This is a genomic window from Desertivirga arenae, assembly GCF_017355785.1.
Lineage (GTDB): Bacteria > Bacteroidota > Bacteroidia > Sphingobacteriales > Sphingobacteriaceae > Desertivirga > Desertivirga arenae.
In genome coordinates, this window is record NZ_JAFEWE010000005.1 from 25999 (window position 1) to 49062 (window position 23064).

Here is a 23064-nt window from a genome sequence, read left to right on the forward strand (position 1 = left end):
AAGCAACGCTATCTGAAGCTTTCCTGCTGACCAAGCTTTGCAACTAAACACCTCTTAATACTTTTTCCATTTTTCGACCTTTGGACAACTCGTCCACCAATTTATCGAGATATCTAACTTGCCTCGTAGTAATATTCTCAATTTCTTCAATTCTGTAACCACAGATTAGACCTGTAATTAAGTGTGCGTTTGGATTTAATTTTGCATTTTGAAAAAAAGTCTGAAAAGTAATTTTCTGTTCGATAAGCTCCTGCTGTTTTTCTTCATCATAGCCGGTTAGCCACTCAATAACCTGATGTAATTCTTCTTTTGTTCTACCCTTCTTTTCAACCTTAGCCAAATAATGAGGATATACAGAAGCAAAAGTCATTTTTGCCATGCGCTCGTCGTGATTACTAGAAGTGCTCATATTTCAAATCAATTTAGATTTCAGATATCTGAGAATTTATAAAGTTAGTTATTGGCACGATAAGAACATAATTACACATATCTCGAACATCTGTCCCATTATCTCGAAGTATGTAGCAGTAACTTTGAGATATGAACTCGAGGGCAAAAACCTTTACACTTCCTTAATTCCCTCCTTCTTAATTGGTTATAAAATTGGTTTAAACCGCCTCTCATCAGGGGCGGTTTCTTTTTATACTAAAAATATGCATTGATCCTCATTTTTGTAAAGCAAGTTCAATATTGTTAGCAAAGGATGGTGGAAAATAAAAAAGACCGGACAGTTCGCACCTGTCCAGTCTTTCATTCAAATTATTGCATTAATTAAACTGCCTTGTCTACTTTAAAGCTGAAATCTTATCTTCCAGGCGGAAGTAATCGAAGTCTGCGTATCCTCCCGGACTTTTTGTTGCGTAACTGAACAGGCCAAAACGATAGCCCATAAAATGAGGAATTGAGTAAGACATAGAAAGAGCTGAACCTATCGCCTTCCATGCCCTTCCGTCAAGACTATAATAGAAGTACCCCTTATCCGCCCTGTTTTTAAAATCACAATCAGCCTTTAGATATACTATTTTCTGGTTTATTGGCACTCCCTGTACTTCAACAGTTTTCCGGTTCACCGTGTTAATCATTACAATGGTTTTGGTTCCCCCTTCAGCTTTTACACCCACCCAACCGAAATCTCTTTGTAATAAGATCAAACCCGCTCTGTCACCGTCCTTCATTCCTGATACATCCAAAGCAGTAATTGCTGCGCTTTCGGGACCAAAAGTGCGTTGAGTAAGTGTATTACGAGCCAGGAGAATGGAGGTATCTACCCTGCCTGTTTTTAATCTTAAAAATCCAGATCGGGTTTTAACAGACCAAAGACTGTTATCTGGGTTATGGTTCCATTGCCATACCAGTGGAAGATCTGCGTCACCCTTATGACGAGAAAATTCATCTGACGCCACAATTCCAGGATTGATTCCTTTGTTCGCTGGCAGATTAAGTTTTTCTGGCACCTTCCCCTCTATTCCATGAACTGGCCAACCATCCTCCCATTTGACCGGGACCCAATACGGAATTCGTCCTACAGCTCCGAAATCCCGGAACAAATAAGCATACCACTCTCCTTTTGGAGTGCTAATGAGTCCGCCCTGAGCAACTCCTTTATCTTGCAAGGCTACTCTCCCTTCATATGGGCCAGTGATTTTATCTGCCCTATGCACAATTACAGTCCTCATCCCCCCCCTTGGCCAGCTAATATTAAAAAGGTAATATTTACCATTCACTTTAAACATCTGTGAACCTTCAGCGGGTAGTCCTCCAGCGTCTGGGCCCGTGGGTAAGCCAGCATTCTCAATTATCACCTTTTCCGTTCCGGCTTTAACTCCTGTTAAGTCCTCTGTTAATTCTCTTAGGGAAATTTTTCCGCTTCCATTGATCATGTAAGCCTTTCCATCGTCATCAAAGAACAAGGAATGATCGTGTAAAGCAGGTTTAAAAGAAACAGCTTTCCAGGGTCCTTTCTCTATGTTTTTGGTTGAATAGATATACGTTTTGTTAGTAGTTTGAGCAAACGTAGATACGTAATAAGTTCCCTTATTGTATCGAAGGCTGCTTGCCCACGAGCCGCGTCCATAAGTGCTTTTACCATTTGTAAGATTTAACTCATCAACATCGTCCAAAGTATTATATGCATAACTAACAAGTTGCCAGTTTACGAGGTCTTTAGATTTCATTATGGGTACACCTGGACTCATATGCATAGTTGTACTACTCATATAATAGGTATCCCCAACCCTTATCATAGAAAGGTCGGGCACGTCAGCATGAATAATGGGGTTTTGAGCCGTCTGGCCGTTAACAGATAAACCAATAACAACGCCAAGGGCTAAGAGACAAAAATGTAAAATATTTCCTTTCATAAATTTGGTTGTGTAATTTAAGGAAGATTCATATCAGGACCAACAAGATAGAACTTCCAAAACTGATGCTTAAGAGTTGCTGACAAAGAGGGCGACTCCTGCAAAAACAAAACTATTTGAGATAACAAAGGGGACACTGCATAAATGTGGAAAGATATAGAACAAATGTGCAGCCCATACTCAATTAAAAGCTCAATTAAAGCATTTTAACATTTGTGCTATAAACATCTTCATCAGTATCCCTCTAAGAGTAAACCTTCAGCGATTTTTGATCCTGAAATAGAATAACTAACAACAAATACTTTTATCAAATCAATTAAATAACCTTTTTATTAATGAGTTCAACTAAACTGTCGACCTTTTGGGGGAACAAACTAGCAGCTGCATTTATCTCCTCCATCGTCATCTGCTCAAGTGCAACTTCGCAAACTACTGTTAAATCATCCAAAGATGCACCTGTATTCTCTCAATTTACCTACAAAGGGAACGATCGTATTTATAACGAAAATCCATTGAAAGACGACGAGTTTTACACTCCAGTTCTGCAAGGTTGCTATCCTGATCCCAGTATCACCCGGAAAGGCAATGACTACTATTTGGTAAACTCTTCGTTTGCTATGGTTCCAGGTGTTCCTATTTTCCATTCTAATGATTTGGTTAACTGGAAACAGATCGGACATGTATTAGACAGACCTTCACAACTAAAAGTACAAAATACCGGTATCTCTGCAGGAGTATATGCACCCGATATTAAATACAACAAGAATAATAATACCTTCTATATGATCACTACCCAAATTTCAGCGGGCATGGGTAATATAGTTGTAAAGACACAAGACCCTGCTAAAGGATGGAGCGATCCGGTTAGGCTTAAATTCGATGGTATCGATCCTTCTTTATTTTTCGATGATGATGGAAAGGCCTATGTATTACATAATGATGCGCCCCCAAAAGACAAAGCACTTTATGAAGGTCACCGTGTAATTAAAATATGGGACTATGATCTGGAAAACGATAAGGTGATAGAGGGTTCTGATAAGATTATTGTTGATGGAGGGGTAGATATCAGTCTGAAACCTATATGGATCGAAGGACCTCATCTTTACAAGAAAAATGGAAGGTATTACCTGATGTGTGCAGAAGGAGGTACAGGCGACTGGCATAGTGAGGTAATTTTCGTCAGTGATAGTCCCAAAGGACCATTCAGGCCAGCGCCAAGCAACCCTATCTTAACTCAAAGGCACTTTCCAAAAAATAGAGCGAACAAAATGGATTGGGCTGGTCACGCTGACCTGGTAGAAGGCCCTAATGGTAAATACTATGGAGTATTCCTGGGAATCAGACCGAATGAGAAAGACCAAGTAACAACTGGACGGGAAACCTTCATGTTGCCCGTCGACTGGAGCGGAGAGTTTCCGGTTTTTGAAAACGGCCTTGTTCCTCTTAAACCAAAGATTAAAATGCCTGCAGGAGTAAAAAATCAAACGGGACAAAATGGTTTCCTTCCAAATGGTAACTTTAGTTTTACTGATAATTTTACTAATGGAAAATTAGATTACAAATGGATTGGCATCCGCGGACCAAGAGAAGGGTTTGTCTCTCAGACGAAAAATGGACTCACAGTTACGCCATTCGAGAAAAACATTAAAGCAGTAGCACCAATTTCAACGCTCTTTTATCGTCAGCAGCATAATACCTTCGAGGCTACAGTAACCCTCAAATATGCTCCAAAGTCAGAAAAAGACATGGCGGGACTGGTTTGTTACCAAAGTGAACGTTTCAACTACGTTTTTGGCATCACTCAAAAAGGGAACAATAGCTACATTGTCCTTGCCAGAACAGAAAAGGGGAACACTACCGTGCTTGCGAGCAGTAAGGTCGATACCAGGAAGCCCGTTCAATTGCAGGTAGAAGCCCAGGGAGATACCTATCGTTTTAACTACTCTACTGATAAACAAAATTTCAAAAATCTTGGTGGGACTGTTTCCGGAGATATTCTTACAACCAATGTTGCCGGCGGATTTACTGGAAGTCTGATTGGCCTTTACGCCACTGCAGGAAATGACATTCAACCGAACTTAGAAGGGCAACCGGTAGTTAACACCTCTGCTACCCAACCTTAATCTCCTTTAAATGTGAAATCGAGAAGGGTCTGGATTGGATGCAATCGCCCTTCTCTTTTCTATTAGCGAGTTAGTTTGCCTAAAATTTTTATTGAAGCGCGAACTCAGTATCTTAGGTGCTGTTGCCATAACCAATAAAACAAACAACAACACAAATAGACCAATTAAAAAATGAAACATACTATAAGGAAACTTGCTGCGGCGCAGGCATTTTTTTGCCTATTTTCTGCCTCTGCTTTAAAAGCGCAGACCAAGCTCTATCCGAACGAATTCTCTCTAAAAGACGTAAAGTTACTGGAAAGCCCCTTTAAACATGCCCAGGACCTTAATATCCAAACCCTTTTGAAATATGACGTAGACAGACTGTTTGCAGGCTACCGAAAAGAGGCAGGACTTCCTTCCAAAGCCGCGATTTTTCAAAATTGGGCAGACCTCGACGGACACGTTGGTGGCCACTATATTTCCGCGCTTGCAATCAATTACGCTGCAACCGGAGATATGGAGTGCAAAAAGCGCCTGGATTATATTATAGGAGAATTAAAAGCCTGTCAGGATGCCAATACCTCAACCTATCCAGATTGGGCCAGAGGATATGTGGGAGCGGTTCCAAATGGGATTGGAATATGGCCCAAAATTAAATCAGGAGATGTTAGCCTGATCTGGAAGTACTGGGTGCCCTGGTACAATGTCCATAAAACCTATGCAGGATTAAGAGACGCATGGTTGTATACAGGTAGCGAACAGGCAAAACAAATGTTCCTTAAGTTCTGCGATTGGGGTATTGATATTACATCCAGTCTTTCAGACAGTAAAATGAATGAAATGCTGGGGAATGAACATGGAGGCATGAACGAAGTTTATGCTGATGCGTATGCCATGACCGGCGAGGAAAAGTACCTAAGGGCTGCGAAACGATTTTCACATAAAATGCTCTTGGATGCAATGGCCGCCTCAACTGATAACCTTGACAACAAGCATGCTAACACCCAGGTACCCAAGGCCATTGGCTTTGAGAGGATTGGAGAGATTGCTAAGGATGAGACGTATAAAAAAGCAGGCAGCTTTTTCTGGGAGACTGTTACCACAAATCGCTCGATTGCCCTTGGGGGGAATAGCAGGAGAGAGTTCTTTCCAAGTCGGGGAGCCAACATTGATTTTGTGAATGATGTAGAAGGTCCTGAATCTTGCAATACCTATAACATGTTGAAGCTTACGGAAGATCTTTTTAGAGTGGACCCGCAAGCCAGATATGCCGATTATTATGAGAAGGCGCTTTATAATCACATCTTATCAACTCAACACCCTACCCATGGAGGATATGTTTATTTTACCCCAGCTCGCCCGCGCCATTACCGTGTATACTCCTCCCCTAATGAAGGAATGTGGTGTTGCGTAGGAAGTGGAATGGAGAACCATGGAAAATACGGGCAATTTATTTATACACACACTAATAACGATCTTTTTGTTAATCTTTTTTTACCATCAGAGTTAACTTGGAAAGAAAAGGGAATCAAACTTAAACAACAAACAAATTTTCCTTATCAAGCTCAGACAAGCCTCGAAATTACCGAAGGAAAAGGTTCCTTCGCATTAAAGATCCGGTATCCCCAATGGGTGAAAGAAGGAGAGTTCAAAGTACTGGTAAATGGGAAGTCTGTAGAAACTAAGGCATTACCTTCTTCCTATGTATCCCTAAATCGCACCTGGAAAAAAGGTGACCGGGTGGATGTTATGCTTCCTATGCATACCACGGTTGAACATTTACCAAATGTTCCAAATTATATTGCTTTCATGCATGGGCCAATCCTTCTGGGAGCTAAAACTGGAACAGAAGACCTAAGGGGTTTAATAGCAGGCGATAGTCGTTGGGGACACATTGCGAGCGGAAAAAAGCTTGCTGTTGATAAAGCTCCTATACTAATTGAAGATAATATTGAGTCTCTTGGGAATAAATTAACGCCTGTTTCAGGAAAACCGCTGACATTCAAATTAACAGGAGTTAAGATAGTAAATCCGACAGATGTAGTTTTAGAGCCATTCTATAAAATTCACGATTCAAGATATATGATGTATTGGATGGGATTATCCAACAAACAGTACAAATCATATCTCGACTCGGTAGCGAAAATTGAGGAATTTAATCTTGCTCTTCAAAAAAGAACCGTTGATTTTGTTGCACCAGGAGAACAGCAACCAGAAGCCGATCATTTTATTCAGAAGCAAAACTCGAATACTGGGAATACGATGGACCAGTTCTGGCGAAGTGCGCAGAATGATGGTTTTTTTAGCTATTCCCTCTCCACGAATAAGGAAACCAATCTAAGCCTTATTGTTCGTTACTGGGGAGCTGAATCAGGAAATCGAAAATTTGACATCTATATTAATGATAAGAAGCTTGCATCTGAAGACATTTCTGGAAAATGGAACCAGCAACAGTTCCAGGAAGTCGAATATTCCATTCCCGAATCTATATTGAAAGGAAAAGAAAAGATCATTGTGAAATTCCAGGGCCAACAAGGAAATATTGCAGGACCTGTTTATTATGTGAGATTAGTAAGGAAATAATTAAGTATATAATGAAAACTACATCACTAAGATCAATAAGAAAGCTTTTATCTGTTATATATTGTCTCGTGTTTTTTTCACTTGCCGTGCAAGCTGAAGAAATTCAGGTGGGTGGCGTAACACGACACTTTCTTGTACATGTGCCAGCAAATCTACCCGCTAATCGACCCTTAATTATTTCAATGCACGGTTTTAACCAGGACGCCGCATATCAAAAGGCTCAAGCCAAATGGGAACAGGTGGCGGATACAGCTGGTTTTACAGTCGTGTTTCCCGATGGTCTTAATAAAAGATGGGATATTTCAGGTTCAACAGACCTTGATTTCATTCTTTCCATTATAGACAATATGTCTGCCCGGTACAAAATTGATCGCAACCGGGTCTATCTATCTGGCTTTTCCATGGGAGGAATGATGACTTACTTTGCGGCAAATCGTATTTCTGATAAAATTGCAGCCTTTGCTCCAATAAGCGGTTATCCGCTTAGGGGCCAAAATACAGAGAGTGCCCGACCAGTACCAATTATTCACACTCATGGAACAACAGACGATGTTGTAAGCTACAGCGGAGTAGAAGCTTGCATGAATGCCTGGCGAATCAGAAATGGCTGCTCTGAAACACCCATGATTACCAATCCCTACCCTGCTAGTAATCCTAACTCGATAGCAAGTAAAACTTATTGGAATGCCGGAGCAAATGGAGTTGCAATGGCATTATTAACTTTGAAGGGAAAAGGCCATTGGATTTCTAATGACGTAGTAAATGGAGTACATACGAGTGAGGAGATCTGGAAGTTTTGCAAGAACTATTCTCTTCCTACCTCAAAACCTTAGTTTATCAGCATTAGCACTATTTTAGACCTGGGCAACACAAATCCTTATCACAATTATTCTTATTAACCAATGCCAGTGGGGAGTCTACCCTCTGGAAAGCCCCTTGAACATTCCTGCTAGAAGACTGAACAATTTTAGCATTAGACTTTTTTGGCCAGCCTTACTTTAGTTCTTTTAACTAACAAACTGATATGAGCCTTAAATTTATTACTATTGCTTTATCCCTCGCTTTATCCACCGGAATTTGCGGGGCACAGACTAGTTCTGAAAGTGTAAAAGATGATTTCAAACCCTCAGCCTTAAACCAGCCGGGACAAGAATTTCCACAAGTTAATTCTCAGGGCTACGCGCGATTCCGGATTCATGCTCCCAAAGCCGATAGTGTAAAAGTTAGCCTTGGATTAGGAGGCCAGGGAGGAACCCGCCTCGCCAAGGGAACGGATGGTTTCTTTACCGGCACCACTTCTGGACCTATGGATGAAGGCTTTCACTATTACCATTTAACCATTGACGGAGGAACTTTCAATGATCCCGGCGCTTTAAACTTCTACGGCTCTACCAGATGGGAAAGTGGCATTGAGATCCCTGCGAAGGATCAGGATTTTTATGCGCTTAAAGATGTGCCGCACGGGAATGTTCAACAGATTTTATTCCCTTCAAAAAGCACTAATACCTCGCGAAGAGCTTATGTATACACCCCTCCAGGATATGGAAAAAGCTCAAAGAAATATCCGGTACTATATCTTCAACATGGATGGGGTGAAGATGAGACAGCATGGAGTAATCAGGGCCGCGCAAACTTAATCATGGATAACCTTATCTCTGAAGGAAAAGTTAAACCATTTATAATCGTGATGACTTACGGCATGACGAATGAAATAAAATGGGGAGGAATGAGAAATTTTAAAATTGATGCATTTCAAACAGTACTTACTGAAGAACTTATCCCCTATGTAGATGCAAATTTCAGCACACTAGCAAATAGAGATAGCAGGGCTATGGCGGGCTTGTCTATGGGAGGCATGGAGACGCATACAATAACACTTAACAAGCCTGACTTATTTGGTTATTACGCCTTGTTAAGTGGAGGGACCTTTAACCCCGCCGAACTTAAGGATAAAGCAAAGCCTCGTTTAATTTTTCTTAGCTGTGGCAGTAAAGAACGGCCAGAAGGTGTAAAAAATGCTGTAGCAGCATTAAAAGAAGCGGGTTATAACGCAGTGTCTTATGTTTCTGATAATACTGCTCACGAATTTCTTACCTGGAGAAGAAGTTTAAGAGAATTAGCTCCGCTGCTATTTAACTAGGTGCTTCTAAAGCTTAAGCTCAGAGGAAAATGCAGGGCTATTCTCCATCTGAGCTTCTCCAATCTAATTTATCGCAATTTCACAAGGTCCATAATCTCTGCAGTTACCCTACTACCTAAGCGAATGAGTTTAATTACACAACAAGCAAAATTCAGATCCGATTAATTCGTGCATTTGAGAAGGCGGGAGTTACATTTTCGACTCCTTCACAGGACAAGCAGAGGTTCCCTGCCAGGAGTTGTTACGTAATAAAAATCATTAGAACTAATATAAGGAAGAGAAATTTCTATTTAGCTGGAGAGGTGGCAGAGCATTAAGTACAAGCAATGGCAGCTATTGGAGAAATATTTATAGAATTTCCTCATAAAAAAAACCAGGAGTGATTCTCTTAAAAGAATCACTCCTGGTTAAAAGATTAGTTATTATTATTTGTCTTTTAGAGCGTCGGCAACACCCATGTAAGCAGGTTTGCGTGTAAAACCTTCTGTCCACAGGCCAATTGGTTCTCCTGCTCTCCAACTTGAGCTCGCAGGACTATCTGTAGGACTCCAGATCGTAATTCCATATCTCTGAGCTTTCGGTACAAGCTCGAAATATTTCTCAATTACATATTTATACATGTCTAACTGCGCCTTGTACTGGGCTTCTGTAGCGTCCGGCGTTTTAACATTGCCTAAACCTAAATCTAATTCTGACACCTTAATCAATTTGCCGGTTGCAGCAAGTAGAGTAAACATCTCCGCAATTTTGGCCTTGTCAGTATTGATATCAATGTGCATTTGAGTTCCTATACCGTCTACAACAGCACCTTTACTTTCTATATACTTCACATATTCAATCAGGCCACGGCACTTGGCAATACTATATTCCAGATTATAATCGTTAATAAAAAGCTTATCTCCTTGATTGGCATGTTGACGAGCTATCTTAAATGCTTCCACTGCATAATCTTTACCCATGTAATCCTGCCAGTAAAACTCATCTTCCGCGAGCTTTTTACCCACGCCCGTTTTTAATTCGGACGGACGGCCATCATCCATGGGCTCATTGACAACATCCCAGGCTTTAACATAATATTTGCAGGTATCAACCATCCCCGAAATAAATTGGTTCAGAGCGTTGGTAATTATTGTTTTCTTTTCTGCAGGTGTTTTTTCAATGATCTGATCAAGTGCACCACCGAAACCCTGGCCTTGAGCTGAGAGACCACGAGTTGATCCATTACCCCAACCACCCCAGCTACCTACTCCTGATTCGAAATCAGAAGTAGCGATTAGATTTTCAGTACTTCCACTTGCAGTTAATTTTACGTTGTCTATATTAACAGTCCCGGCATAATCTCCGAAACTAATTATGAACCTATTACGATCAGCCTTTGAAGTAGTAACTTTCAGTTCATACTCTTTCCATGCATTGCCTAAACTAAGGGTTCCAAAAGAGTTTGAAGAATAATCCGACGACGACTGTAACTCTGCACGTATAGCACCTTCAACACTTCCCTTTGCCACAATCTTTAAGGTATACTCTTTGTTGTTTTGTAAAGCGGGGAAATCATAAGCAACCTGAGCATCCCAAAAGTTTTTGGCCGATGGATTTGTAAAAAAGAACGAATAGCCCGCATTCCCGCTGCCTTTGGCATTATACTTTTTCAAAGAAATATTATCAAAATAATAACTTGTCGCATTTTTACCTAAATTAAACGCGATAGCTCCACTCGCAGCCATGTCCTGGGTGACTGTAATAGCTTTAGTGTATTTTGACCAGGTAGTTTTAGCGGGAATACTTCCAAAAAAGTCATAAAATTTATAAGAATAAGGAACAATATGCGCCTGAGTTGGGAAACTTACATCTGCGTCAGCCTTTACATCCATACTTAACTCATATTGTTCCCCTACCGCTACAACAGGACTGAATTTAATAAAAAACTGCGCATCCCAGTCGTTTGCTCGAACCACATCATTCGTTATTTTCAATGCTCTTCCCGTTCCCCCTGCGCCTTGCCCTGCAGGGGTAAAAGAAAGCTTTGCATTTGCATTTGACTCGTAATTTGAATTGTTATCTGTCTCAAAATTTGCTTCGGTAACAGGGTCCCAGGTAGGCGTACTTTGGCCGGGAATTATTAGTGGTGCAATAAGTTTATTTAAATAGGTAGCATTCTGATTTGCATGCCAGGTAAGTGTATGTCCATAAACCGCCATCCCTGCGTTTTTTGCAGTCTCCAGCAGGGTTTTTACGTTATCAAGGGATAGTTTTCCGTCCGCCTGAACTACCGCTCCATGTTTCATTTCATACCCCAGAACAATTTCATTGAAATTGGTATTAGCTAGTCTATACTTCACGCCTTTGTTAACATACTCTGAAAGAGACAAGGCAACACCAAGTTTGAAATTAGAGGTCGGGTCGGCTTTCAAATAAGTTTTCAATGGTTGGTATGCGTCAATTAGCTCCTGCTGGGCGAAACTGGCAGGTTTATCGACATGATAATCAAGAAGCTCACTTTTTGTACAAGAAGCCATCAGCGCTGAGGCAGCGAGGCTTAGTGCCAATATATTTATATTCTTCATTCTAATATCTTTTAAAGCTTAAACTATTTGCTTACAGGAGTAAAGGTTTCCATCTTTACCCCACGATCACGTACAACCAGCGTATCTGTTGAAACAACATGCATTGCGGCTAGATCTACCTGGTAATTTAGATATAGAGCATCCCGGTCTTTAGCTCCCCAACTGTTCTTCTCGCCCTTCTTCACAAACTTCCCACTTCCGGATGCTGTGAAACTATTATCTCCACCATTAGTAATGGAACAATTTCCGTTATTATCGAAATTCAATTGAAGCTTACAAGTGATATTTTGGTTATTCTGATCCTTGAAAATGACAGGGAACTCGGCAACGGCAAGAGAATTTGTCTTTAGTCCCGAAACTTCGTCGTCTTCTACGTATTGCTTATGTCTTACGATCGTTTTATTCAGTGATGTATTTCCATTTTTTCCGGTTACTACATCCTTTCCTCTTCTTAGATAGTTTGCATGCCATGGATTAATATATTTCACGGCATATAAAACATAATTTTTACCCGCTACTATTGAGTCTGCATTTTGAACATTGGTCATTCGCACCGGAATCACATAAGTATTTTTTAAAGAAAGAGGATCAGCAAAAAAAGCATCAGATAATTCTACCTGCACCCCTCCCGCTATTTTACCCTTAGGAATAATAATTTGATTAGACGTAAGGCGGTAGTAACTTGATGGCATTGCAACAATATCGCCACCCGTATTGAAAGCTTTATTAGCGGCAAGTGAATTGTCAATCTGAACGCCAACTGTTACATCAGATTTGTTAGAGTATACTCCTCCCATTGTTGCAAAAATTTCAAACTTATGCTCATTATCCAGGGAGGTGTCGAAGACATCCTCACCTAGTGTTATAGTTCTTACAGGCCCCTGGTAAGCGAAATAAACCGATTGAAACTCATAATCATCAAACTCCCAGTCACCGTTCTTACAAGAACTTAAACAAACGGATGCTATCAGTACCATTAATAATAACTTCTTCATTTTTTCTTTCTTAAAATCAATAGTGTTTAATACCGTAATTATTGCCATCCGGCATTTTGTAATAGATTAGTATATTTAACCGTTTCGGTATAAGGAATTGGACCATAAATCATGTAGTTATCATAGGACCTGTTTTCCACATTAATAATAGAGTAATTTGAACCTGAAATACTAATCCCTTTCGCTGTTTCATTCAGATTGCTGTTCCATCTTCGCAAATCCCAGAATCGGAAACCCTCAAAACATAGTTCTAGTCTTCTTTCGTTCCTGATTAAGTTTCTCATCGCATCTTTATCAGCCTTTATTGATTCCAAATAGGGATCGCCATTAGAAGTTCCTACTCCTGCTCGCCTACGGATGGCTTTAATCACATCGTAAGCAGAATAAGTATGTGCTCCGGTGGCCAAAGGCCCCCAGGCTTCATTAGCAGCCTCAGCATATGCAAGGTACATTTCTGTATACCGGATATGAGGGTTAAAGTGCTTTTGAGTTGTGGTAGATGAAGGGTTGAGGTTTACATCCTGCCTTAAAAGCTTTCTCAAGTAATAACCAGTTCTTGTTGATGTTTCAACTTTATTTAAACCGTCATTGGTGGGGCTAGTGGCTGAAGTGTTTATTACCGAATTCGAAGTCCCGGCAGTGCTGCCGTTTACAAGAATAAAAAGGTTTAATCGTGGGTCGCGCCCGGTATATGGAGTACCAGCATTAAACCCGGAGTTTGCCAGATCAGAAATGGGATAACCGTTAGCCATAGGGAAAGCATCAACGAGGTTTTGAGTTGGATTAACCCTTCCGCTACCATTTAAAGTTGGGGGAAAGTTGTTCCTTTCCAGATCGTTGCTTGTACCCACATTTCCCCTCCACAAAATATCAGGGGAATTCGCACCGGCAGCAAGCGCATCAATACCTCCCGTTGTATTATACCATTGAAGGTCATTATTGCTGTCTCCTCTCGTTAAATTAGATAATCCGCCACCTAGGTCGATCACCTCTGCCGCATAATTTGCTGCGGCTTCCCATTTAGAAGCTCCGCTATTGAATGCTGGACTTGCAGCCAATAAAGCTGCCTTTGCTCTGATTGCTTTCGCTATACGCCCCGTCATACGGCCCATGAAACTTGCCCCGAAAACCCGGTGATAATTATCAGGATTAACGCCTGCATATTTTGCGGGTACGGGACTATTATCTGTATAATCGACAGGCAATAGCTCTTCAGCTTTATTTAAATCTGAATATAACTGTTCCAAGCAAGCTTCAAAAGTGGCACGAGGTTGATTGAAGTCGGACGTCACTGTCTCATGCTGTAGCAATAGCGGGACTCCGAGTAACTCTCCGTTAGCTGCCTTACCAGCATGGCTCTGTAGTAGATAAAACATAAATAGCGCTCTTAATCCGTAAGCCTCACCCTTCATCCTGTCGTTGAACATTTTGCTGATGACAGGATCTACTGCCCAGGTAACGCTGTCGGTTACAGCGAAAAACTGATTAAGGTACTGGATGGCAGACCTGCTATTTCGCCATTGATCAAAAGGGTTGTTCATAGAGGTCCACTGCCCGGTAGCCGCTTTGAGAAATCCACTGTTACGGTCATTTGTAACTGCATCATCGGTAGCTACTTCATTGAAAGACCATGAGTTTGTTGGAATACGTGTATATCCATTTAATAAAAGGCCCTGAGCATACGTTGCATTGGTATAAGCGTTTTGCAGCTCCAGGTTGTTTTCAATCTCAGGCTCGAACATATCCTCACAGCTGCTAAACAACACTACGATTGATAAGCAGATTAATAATATCTTTTTCATTTAAATAAAATTTAGTTTATCGATCCCTCAATTAAAACATGGCTTTCACGCCCAAATTGTAAAATCTGGTCTGTGGAGCGGAGCCGATATTTAGTTCCATAATTTCTCTTTCTTTTGCTACAGTGAGCAAATTAAACCCGTTTACGTAGGCCCCAAATTCCCTGATAAATCCCTTACCTAATAAGCGGGCGGGGAATTGATAAGAAACCTGCACCTTTGCAAGGTCAAATCTGTCTGTGCTGTATAACCAAAAATCTGAGTTACGATAATTGTTATCACTGGTACCGGTAGTAAGCCTTGGGAAAGTGGCTGTGCTTTTTGTGTCCTCGGTCCAGCGGTTGCGCACCACAGCCGAATACTTGTCCTGTCCGTCGACCCAGAAGTAAGAATTGTTTTTCATTGCAAAAGCTCCAAACCGTCCTGTTCCGAGAGCAAAAAATGTAAGGTTTTTCCATTTTGCAGTTAGGTTTAGGCCTAAGGTTAAAGGTGAGCCAGACCATCCTCCCCTTCCAAGGTAAACTTCGTCGCGTGTATCTACAATACCATCATTATTCTGATCTTTATATTTAATATCGCCTGGTTTAACGCCACCTGAAGCTAAAGTGGATTGGCTTGGAGAGTTGGCAATATCTGAAGCATCCATGAAGAGCCCCGCGCTTTGCAGTCCAAATATAGCGTCGAGAGGTCTTCCTACTCTGAGTTGATATTCATCCACAAATTGGTTATCTGAAGCTCTTACTCTTGCTTCAGTTTGATAGTAAGTACCGTTCAAACCAAGGCTCCAGTTCGTCTGTCCCAGCTTCTTATTGAAATTCAAACCAAGATCAAAGCCTTTGCGCTGATCATTATCATAATTTACAAAAGGGATATCTGAATAGACAGGAAAACCAGTTGAAAAATAATTAGGATAAAGTGAAGTTGGCTGAACGATGTTCCCCTTCGTTTGGCTGAAAAACGCATTCCCAGTGAATGATATGGAATTGTTGAAAAAGGAACCCTCCAGGCCAAAGTTAATCTCCCTTCTTTGCGGAAAAGTCATGTCAAAATTATTACCCCGTCTTCTATCAAAACTATGAACCAACTGCCCATCTTTCCAGCTGTACCAGGCGGCGTCGTTATAGGTATAATAACCCTGATATAAATAGTAATTTGTTATATCCAGATCGGTGTTTAAAATACCTGCAGAGGCTGTAAGTTTCAGGTCATCAACTGCGGAGTTATCTTTAAGGAAGCTTTCCTCACTTAATCTCCAACCAAGGCTTATAGTAGGCGAAAAAGCGCCTCTGTTTTTCTCGGGTAGCCGGGCTGAATAAACATATGCACTACTGAAATCAGCATAATATTTCTGACTAAAGTTATAGGCTAACTGCAGGCCCAGATTTGCATTATTAGTTTTATGATAACTGCCCGATTCTCCAATGTGGAAGCCATACCCTAATAAAGTACCAGAAAAATTATGTCTTCTATTAAATGAACGATTATAGTCAAACTGACCAGAGAAGGCGATATTCTGACGATAATAACTGCTACTGATGTTCTCTATACCAGTTTTAGAATCATCACCAAATTTAGTAAGAGCACTGATCTGATCAAAACCAGCATAATTATTCCAGGAAGCTTGATATGTAGCGTAATTGTTATTGTACCCCTGCGTAAAGGAAGTTAAATAATCGATGGCTAGAGCTGATTTAAAAGACAGTCCCTGCAGCAAACCATTCAAATCGAAATCCACTCCTGTGTTAAACTGGAATTGCCGGCTTATACTTTTATTTGATCCCCCGGCATAGATGGTTCCGAACACATTTGTCTGATCCAATTGTGTTCCACCCAGCAGATATTTTCCGTCTATTATATAATTACTGTTATTAACATAGATCGTGGAAGGATCATCACCATTTTCAACCATACTAATTGGAATAAGCGGAGAAAACCTGTTCGGACGGACGGTAGCGGCACTTCCCCAGTAATCTGCATTAACGCCTTTTCCGGTATAAAAGCTTGCTGTTGCGTCTACATTTAATTTGATGATCCGGTTAAGCTTCATGTCAATATTTCCCCGCAAGTTGAACCTATTAGCTCCTCCATTATCGGCTGCTTCGCCAAAGTTTAGCAGGGATCCGTTTGACCAGTAACCAAGGTTGGTATAATATTGTGCCTTATCATTACCACCTGAAATCTCCGTTGTTACATCATAGCGATTATAACTGTCTTTCAAATAATCGGACGAGTAGAAATTGAGATTAGGATAACGGTATGGATTGGCACCGGCAGAAGTGTTATAGATGTCGTTGGGAGTATATAAACTGCTTAACCCATCGTTTCGAAGTGCTTCGTTGTATAGCGTCATGTACTCTGCTGATCCCAAATATTCCGGGTAGGCTGTTGGTACATTTACACCCGCATTTGCTCTAACATTCACTTGCTGCCCATAATTTCCGCCTCTTTTAGTGGTGATATAAACTACACCTTTTGCTGCCCTGCTCCCATAGAGTGCCACCGATCCGATCCCTTTCATAACCGTGATCTGATCAATTTCGGTAGGCATTATATTATTAGCATCGCGTGGAACACCATCCACTAAAACTAAATAACTGTTGTTTCCCCAAATATTTCCATGAAAACCAGGGGCTAAGGCTTCAAGGTTTTCCAAACTGTAGGTCGAATAATTCTTTTCCATCAATTGAGAAAGATTCACAACCGAAACTCCCCCTAACAAATCAGCCTTTTTAACTTTTTTAAAAGCTACCTGGACAAGGGAATCTTTGTCATTTTTTACATCAAGCGAATCAAGTTCTTTTATTTCTGAGCCTTTCGGGCCTTTTTTTATTTTAATAATCGACTTACTCTTTATATCGATCGCAGCCTTTGCCGAACTTAACCCTGACAATCCCGTTGCGACAGTGAGGCATAGTGCTATTCCTATTTTTAATTGCTTCATTTTCGTCTCTTTTAGATATTTAAAATCTACTACCAACCTGGGTTTTGTTTAAACTCGGCATACATGTTCACATCGTTATTTTTAAGAGGTAACCAGTAATGCTTTTCTGAGAAATTCCTTTCCAGCAGTGTTACTTCACGTAAGTTGGCCACTTTGTTTTGGGTAGGATCGGCGGTATTAAAAGTTCCTGTACGATCAAATTCCACAGACTTCTTCAATGTGTAAGGTTGCTGAATTAGTAAAAGCCACCTTCTCAGGTCGTTAAAACGATGTCCTTCAAAAGCAAGTTCAACAGCTCTTTCTCTCCGTACCTCTTGTAAAAAGGCTTCCGTAGAGTTGAGGAACTTAGGATTTACGGCATCAACTCCAGCTCTTGCCCTAATCACATTAATGGCTTCCACCGCATTTTTACTAAAGGCCGGATCTTTACCAGTTGGAGAATTGTAACCCATCAGAGCCGCTTCAGCATACATTAAATAAACATCGGCTAATCGCATATAAGGCACATAAATGTGCAAGTTATACCCCCAGTCGTAGCCATTATCGTACTTGTTTGCTGTAATTGGAATGAATTTACGAAGTACATACCCGGTACGGCTTCCTGTTCCGACGTCTCTGTAACTACCTCCTGTATAGAGGTTAGCATACCGGTTTCCTTGCTCATTTACGTTTGGAATTGCCCCCTGAACAAATTTCACACCATCGAAAACGATATCATTATAAAAACGAGGATCTCTATTTTTCCAAGGAAATTGCGGGTCGTATCCTGATTCAGCATCAGCCTTTGTTATATCAGGAATTGGAAGGCCGTTCTTCATCCCATAATTATCAACGTAATTCGCTGTTGGTGTAAATTTTAAATCACCCTCGGAAATAACAACAGGTGTATACTGCTTACTAGTACCCCAGTTCGAGTTATTAGCGGAATAATAGGGGCCTCTGAAAATAGCTTCCGAACTTCCTGGAAGAGCCCAACCTTCGCCAGTGGTATAAAAGTTCTTATAATAATTTGTAAAGGCTACCAGGCTATACTGAGTTGTTCCCCCTTCAGTTAAATTTAATAACTCAGCGAAAGCTGCCGCTGCCTTTTTACAATATTCGGCATTATAGGTTCTGCTTCCCGTAGACTCGTAGTTCATTAATGGACTTCCCGCCCATAAGTAGTTCTTACCCAAATAGGCCAATGCCATAATCTTATTTATACGAAGCGCATTTTTACCCAAGGTTCTTCTACCAGGAGCGGTGTTATCCCAGTTTACCGGCAATAAATCGGCGGCAGCTCTGAAGTCGGCAGCAGCTTTATCAGCACATTCACTGTATTTAAGACGAGGCAATCGCACTGCTCCCGCGCTGGGAAGCACATAGTCGATATAAGGAAGACCACCAAAATACTCCATCAAGCGGTGATGGAACCATGCCCTGAAGAATAACAATTGTCCCTTTACCAAATTCCTTTCTTCAGGTGTTGCATCTGTCATCTTATCCATATTTGCCAGGCCGATGTTAGCTTTACGAATGCCATACCAGGCTGCATTCCAAAGGTCTTTGTTAAAACGGTTATCCTGAGAAGTGCTGGTTGTAAAATCGCTCTGATTCATCCACCCTGAACCCCAGCCGTCAAACTCAGACTGCCAGCCCCAAAAGTTGCCGTCGTCTATCTTATGTATAAAATGAAAATTTCCAGCAGTAGAAGTTATTTCATCTTCTCCCCAGTTGAAGGAGTTTGTCCAGTAGTTATTACTGAAGTTAACAATACAGTTATACAATTCTTCCGTAAACCCCTGGAAATTGGTAAAATTCTTAAATGCTTCCTTTTCGGAAATATTCGTTTCGGGATCTTTGTCAAGGTACTTTTCGCATGATGAAAAAACCATACAAGTCCAAACGATAAGGCATGATATAATTGGTTTTATATACTGTTTCATGGTATAATCTTAAAAAGTGATATTTGTGCCTAAATTGAAGCGCTTAACAGTAGGGTAAGCACCCTGAGAAGCCCATCCAGTGCCGGCAAAATTTGATTCTCTGTCATCGGGCATTTTAGTCCATACAGCGAGGTTATTCCCATTGAAAAACACCCTCATACTTGCAATCCCTATTTTTTTCACAAAGCTGTTTTCCCTGCGGAACGTATAAGCTATCTCAGCATTTTTTAACCTGATATAAGACCCGTCAAACATAAACCTGCTACCGGGATTATAACTACTAGGGGTAGATAACCAACGAGGTAGGGGTACATCTGCATTTGTATTATCTTTCGACCAGTATGATCCTTCGTTATAAACCAAATGGTTCTGGCTGGATAGACTTCCAAACACTACCTGACGAGTGACATTATTTACTCCGTAAACCTGAACGAATGCACTGAAACCTTTCCAGTCAAAGCCCATCGTGGCATTAAAGGTATGTTGAGGGACTGAGGGGAATGCATATGGAATGTTATCCTTCGAATCAATGATGCCATCCGCGTTATAGTCCAGAATATGGAAATTCCCTGGAAGCTTCTGAGCATCGCCATTATCAGTCATGGTACTTGCGTAAAGTTCATCCCAAGTATTATAATAACCTGCGCTTACGTGGGAGTAAGTTTGACTGATCTGCATATCTTCGCGCTTTTGATATCCTGGCAGTAACAGTGCGTCATCGGCATTAAGGACCCTATCTTTTGCCCTCGTGTAATTAACATTTCCCCAAACTCTCCAATCCGGATTTAATTTTTTATCGACAGCTACCTCCACTTCATAGCCCTTGTTCTCTACTGCCCCTAGATTTGCTGTCGGCGCAACAGCTCCAAAAAACGTGGGAATTGCCCTTCTGTTTCCTGTTAGGAGAATGTCGGAACGCTTGTCTTTGAAGAAATCGACCTTTCCTGAGATAAAGCCTTTTAAAAATCCGAAATCAACACCAACATTCAATTTCTGAACCTTCTCCCAACGTATGTCAGGGTTTCCTAACGCGTTCTCCTTATACCACACGTAAGGACTTGTTTCTGAGCCTTCACCGGTAATTCCCAGGTCTGTTTGTCCGCCGTACCCCCATTGAGTCAAGTATAACCAACGATCGCCGCCGCTATCATCACCAATCTCTCCATAAGAGCCCCTGATCTTCAGATTATTAATAAATGTCAAAGGCTTCATGAATTTTTCTTCCGATAGTGTCCATCCTAATCCACCTGAGGAGAAAAAGGCAAAGCGGTTCTCAGGACCGAATTTGGATGATCCATTATAGGATCCATTATATTCGATCATGTATTTGTTCGCATAGTTGTATGTGGTTCTGAAAACCCAATCTTCACGATTGAAAGGGATAGCGCTACCTGTTGCATCCTGATTACGATTGAAAAGGCCCATCGCCGTAAAATTGTGTTTGGCAAAGGATTTGGAATAGTTTAGCTGGGCTTGATAGAAGAGGCGACGAAAGGTTGCCCAATTCTGAACAGATCCCGCACTTGTAGCCCAATTAATACTGTTTTGAAAATCGAAACGGTTGGTGGCATCAAAAGCCAGTTGGTAAGTTGTTTGTCCGGTTTCAGGGTCTACCCATTTCGACTGAACATCATTATAAAGGTCATTAACACCACGGTCTCCCTCAACAAAAGTGTTATCAAGGGCAATTGTTCCTTTAAAGTTTAAGCCTTTAATCACTTTACCCAAATCCTGATCTAAGGTAAAATCAGTTGTTATACGATTAGTAGTAGTGTACTCTAGTCCGCTTACTGCCAACAACCGTGCAGAGTTAAGGCCTCGTTGTACGTTAGGCGCATGATACCCCCAGGTTCCGTCTGCATATCTTGGCATAAATACATCCGGAGCGGTAGAGTAAGCTGCTATCCAATAAGAGTAATCACTGTTTGAAGCGCCCCAAGGCATCTTTTTTACCCCTCTTGAACCGGAGAGATTTGCCCGAAGAACTGTCGACTTAGACAACTGGAAATCCAGGTTACTACGCATATTCAAACGATTAAAACCGTAACCGGGTTCGTATCCCCTGTTATTTTCGAACTTCCTAAACAAATCGCCTTCATATAAATAATCTGCACTGGCGAAATACTTTACTTTATTGGTGCCACCGGAGATATTAAGATTTGCGTTATGCGCTGTAGCGTAGCTTTTAAACAAAACGTCATCCCAGTTAACATTAGGATAGCGTTCTGCCTCAGTCTGATTTGCAGGGAAACGATACTTATCAATAACTGCTTGAGGAAGATAGTCGTTCCAACTTTCTGGCCTCAGAGCCAGCTCATATTCAATTACTTGATTTCTAATTCTTAAAGCATCGTAAGCGTCATATTTACCAGGCAATTTCGAAGGTACTTTAGCCACATTGTTTACAGTTCCCCGAATACTTGCCTGGCCATCGCGACCTCTTTTGGTGGTAATAAGGATAACCCCATTTGCTCCCCTTACTCCAAAAACGGCTGTAGCAGAAGCATCCTTTAGTACAGAAACGGATTCTACAGATCCAATATCAACACTTGTCATTGGCCTTTCGATCCCATCCACCAGGATTAAGGGACTCGTATTATTCCATGTACTCCTTCCCCTAATTAAAATTTCCGGATCTTCATCTCCTGGCATGCCTGTACTTGCCGTTGTTACCACTCCAGGCACATTACCAGTTAGTGCAGCTCCAATACTAGATACCCCTCCGGCCCTTTCCAATACTTTGCCAGTTGTTTGGGCGATGGCGGCTACTACACTGGCTTTTTTCTGAGTACCATAACCAACCACGACAACTTCGTTAAGTTTTGTCAGGTCATCCTTCATGATCACCTTAACATAATTGTCGCTTCCAATATTAACCTCCTGAGCGATCATGCCTACATAAGTTACTATCAGACTTTTAGCATCAATAGGCACATTAAATGAAAATTCCCCCTTTGCATTGGTTGAGGTGCGAGAAGAAGAACCTTTAACGGCCACGATTGCTCCTATTACTGAATTTTGCTGCTGGTCAATTACTATACCTTTTACATTACGGACCTGCTGCCCGTAAACAGTATTTGCTAGCAGGCCGATAATTATCAGAGCCAGAAAGAATTTGGTTATAGGATGTCGGGAGTTACTGTATTTGTGGTCGTAGTTATTAGATAACTTGGCATTTTTTTTCATTACTTCACTTCATTTAGAGAAAAATAGAATTGGTTCGAATTACTTTCATACCTCTGCAAGGAAGACAGGTATAGTACTGATGGCAGAAGAAACCACCACCTTTCGGAAACATTGCGACTTGTTTTCATATAATTTTTGTTTAGTCAATAATTGGTTCAATTAATTTACAATTGAAGCCTCTTCAACTGTAGCAGACTTAATTAGGGATAAAGTAAAAATCACAATGAGGTAGGTTCCATCATCACAATTCTAATTCATCACTAGATCAAAGTCATTTTTTCCATTGCTCTACGTCAAGTGTCTGTAATCGGAAGCATCATAGTTAGTTCAGTAGGTTATAATTTCGTTTGTTCGAAGGTAGCCGGAAGGAGTTTTAAGAGGTGCAAGATTTGAATAAAAGGATGAAGCGATTGTTCAAAAAACAAGGTTTTAAAGGGTTTTGAGGCGGTTTACAAGGAAACAGTGC

General features: G+C 41.0%; 12 protein-coding genes. 4 read left to right on the forward strand and 8 right to left on the reverse strand.

The window, feature by feature from the left end; translation table 11 throughout:
- Positions 1 to 43 precede the first annotated feature (43 nt).
- Positions 44 to 409 carry a DUF2200 domain-containing protein gene (locus J4N24_RS12135; protein ID WP_207533956.1) on the reverse strand — a complete coding sequence of 122 codons (366 nt, stop codon included), beginning with the start codon at positions 407 to 409 and terminating at the stop codon, positions 44 to 46.
- Between the two features lie 376 nt (positions 410 to 785).
- The gene (locus J4N24_RS12140; RefSeq protein WP_207533957.1) at positions 786 to 2360 is read right to left on the reverse strand and encodes a glycoside hydrolase family 43 protein; all 1575 of its coding nucleotides are present in this window, start codon (positions 2358 to 2360) and stop codon (positions 786 to 788) included.
- A 335-nt stretch (positions 2361 to 2695) separates the two neighbouring features.
- Between J4N24_RS12140 and J4N24_RS12145 the strand changes: the two genes are divergently transcribed.
- From J4N24_RS12145 to J4N24_RS12160, 4 genes are all read left to right on the forward strand, one after another.
- Positions 2696 to 4483, forward strand: a complete 1788-nt coding sequence (locus tag J4N24_RS12145; protein ID WP_207533958.1) for a glycoside hydrolase family 43 protein — start codon at positions 2696 to 2698, stop codon at positions 4481 to 4483.
- A 171-nt stretch (positions 4484 to 4654) separates the two neighbouring features.
- A complete protein-coding gene (locus J4N24_RS12150; RefSeq protein WP_207533959.1) occupies positions 4655 to 7048 on the forward strand; it encodes a glycoside hydrolase family 127 protein in 2394 nt (797 codons plus the stop codon).
- Positions 7049 to 7059: 11 nt separating this feature from the next.
- Entirely contained in the window at positions 7060 to 7881 is an 822-nt protein-coding gene (locus J4N24_RS12155; protein ID WP_207533960.1) for a CE1 family esterase, read from the forward strand.
- Between the two features lie 191 nt (positions 7882 to 8072).
- A complete protein-coding gene (locus J4N24_RS12160; RefSeq protein WP_207533961.1) occupies positions 8073 to 9188 on the forward strand; it encodes an alpha/beta hydrolase-fold protein in 1116 nt (371 codons plus the stop codon).
- 425 nt (positions 9189 to 9613) lie between these two features.
- Here the strand turns inward: J4N24_RS12160 and J4N24_RS12165 are convergent, their stop codons facing one another.
- The 6 genes from J4N24_RS12165 to J4N24_RS12190 are packed head-to-tail and all read right to left on the reverse strand — an operon-like array spanning position 9614 to position 22598.
- On the reverse strand, positions 9614 to 11752 hold the full coding sequence (locus tag J4N24_RS12165; protein ID WP_207533962.1) for an endo-1,4-beta-xylanase: 2139 nt from the start codon (positions 11750 to 11752) through the stop codon (positions 9614 to 9616).
- 23 nt (positions 11753 to 11775) lie between these two features.
- The gene (locus J4N24_RS12170; protein ID WP_207533963.1) at positions 11776 to 12747 is read right to left on the reverse strand and encodes a DUF5627 domain-containing protein; all 972 of its coding nucleotides are present in this window, start codon (positions 12745 to 12747) and stop codon (positions 11776 to 11778) included.
- A 38-nt stretch (positions 12748 to 12785) separates the two neighbouring features.
- Positions 12786 to 14549 carry a RagB/SusD family nutrient uptake outer membrane protein gene (locus tag J4N24_RS12175; protein ID WP_207533964.1) on the reverse strand — a complete coding sequence of 588 codons (1764 nt, stop codon included), beginning with the start codon at positions 14547 to 14549 and terminating at the stop codon, positions 12786 to 12788.
- A 31-nt stretch (positions 14550 to 14580) separates the two neighbouring features.
- Complete coding sequence (locus tag J4N24_RS12180) at positions 14581 to 17487, reverse strand: SusC/RagA family TonB-linked outer membrane protein (RefSeq protein ID WP_207533965.1); 2907 nt, start codon at positions 17485 to 17487, stop codon at positions 14581 to 14583.
- Between the two features lie 29 nt (positions 17488 to 17516).
- Positions 17517 to 19412, reverse strand: coding sequence for a RagB/SusD family nutrient uptake outer membrane protein (locus tag J4N24_RS12185; RefSeq protein WP_207533966.1), 1896 nt, complete (start codon positions 19410 to 19412; stop codon positions 17517 to 17519).
- 9 nt (positions 19413 to 19421) lie between these two features.
- Complete coding sequence (locus J4N24_RS12190) at positions 19422 to 22598, reverse strand: SusC/RagA family TonB-linked outer membrane protein (protein ID WP_207533967.1); 3177 nt, start codon at positions 22596 to 22598, stop codon at positions 19422 to 19424.
- Positions 22599 to 23064 lie beyond the last annotated feature (466 nt).

What these genes read in the sequence shown, in the direction of transcription:
- J4N24_RS12155 (WP_207533960.1), top strand. Translation starts at nt 7,060, where the DNA reads ATGAAAACTACATCACTAAGATCAATAAGAAAGCTTTTATCTGTTATA.
- J4N24_RS12160 (WP_207533961.1), top strand. Translation starts at nt 8,073, where the DNA reads ATGAGCCTTAAATTTATTACTATTGCTTTATCCCTCGCTTTATCCACC.
- J4N24_RS12135 (WP_207533956.1), bottom strand. Translation starts at nt 409, where the DNA reads ATGAGCACTTCTAGTAATCACGACGAGCGCATGGCAAAAATGACTTTT.
- J4N24_RS12145 (WP_207533958.1), top strand. Translation starts at nt 2,696, where the DNA reads ATGAGTTCAACTAAACTGTCGACCTTTTGGGGGAACAAACTAGCAGCT.
- J4N24_RS12190 (WP_207533967.1), bottom strand. Translation starts at nt 22,598, where the DNA reads ATGAAAAAAAATGCCAAGTTATCTAATAACTACGACCACAAATACAGT.
- J4N24_RS12175 (WP_207533964.1), bottom strand. Translation starts at nt 14,549, where the DNA reads ATGAAAAAGATATTATTAATCTGCTTATCAATCGTAGTGTTGTTTAGC.
- J4N24_RS12170 (WP_207533963.1), bottom strand. Translation starts at nt 12,747, where the DNA reads ATGAAGAAGTTATTATTAATGGTACTGATAGCATCCGTTTGTTTAAGT.
- J4N24_RS12140 (WP_207533957.1), bottom strand. Translation starts at nt 2,360, where the DNA reads ATGAAAGGAAATATTTTACATTTTTGTCTCTTAGCCCTTGGCGTTGTT.
- J4N24_RS12150 (WP_207533959.1), top strand. Translation starts at nt 4,655, where the DNA reads ATGAAACATACTATAAGGAAACTTGCTGCGGCGCAGGCATTTTTTTGC.
- J4N24_RS12180 (WP_207533965.1), bottom strand. Translation starts at nt 17,487, where the DNA reads ATGAAGCAATTAAAAATAGGAATAGCACTATGCCTCACTGTCGCAACG.
- J4N24_RS12165 (WP_207533962.1), bottom strand. Translation starts at nt 11,752, where the DNA reads ATGAAGAATATAAATATATTGGCACTAAGCCTCGCTGCCTCAGCGCTG.
- J4N24_RS12185 (WP_207533966.1), bottom strand. Translation starts at nt 19,412, where the DNA reads ATGAAACAGTATATAAAACCAATTATATCATGCCTTATCGTTTGGACT.